This is a genomic window from Pauljensenia sp. UMB3104, assembly GCF_030217285.1.
In the GTDB taxonomy this organism is placed as follows: Bacteria; Actinomycetota; Actinomycetes; order Actinomycetales; family Actinomycetaceae; genus Pauljensenia.
Genome location: NZ_JASONN010000452.1, coordinates 1 through 251, shown reverse-complemented (window position 1 = coordinate 251; position 251 = coordinate 1). Strand labels below are relative to the sequence as shown.

General features: G+C 62.2%; 1 protein-coding gene. It reads right to left on the bottom strand.

Annotated features, from left to right (window positions below):
* Window positions 1-250: arsenate reductase/protein-tyrosine-phosphatase family protein (locus tag QP415_RS12375; protein ID WP_442953494.1), on the bottom strand; the 250-nt coding region annotated here is incomplete at its 3' end.
* Window position 251 lies beyond the last annotated feature (1 nt).

The window sequence follows — 251 nt, the reverse complement described above, 5'->3', positions numbered from 1 at the left end:
GCGGATCGAATTCGCGCATCAGGTGGACATCCGGATCCGTTCCAGTGCGTGCAGCCATGCGCTCGATTGCCCGTTCATGGCCGCGAGTCATCGCAATGATCAGGTCCCACTGGCTCAGTTCACTGGGCAGCAGCTGGCGCGCCCGATGGGTGGGGATGCCGTATCCTGCTTCGCGCAGCACACGCTCGGCACGATAATCGATCGGGTTACCCTCCTCCTCATCGGAGATCCCTGCCGAATCCACTCGCACA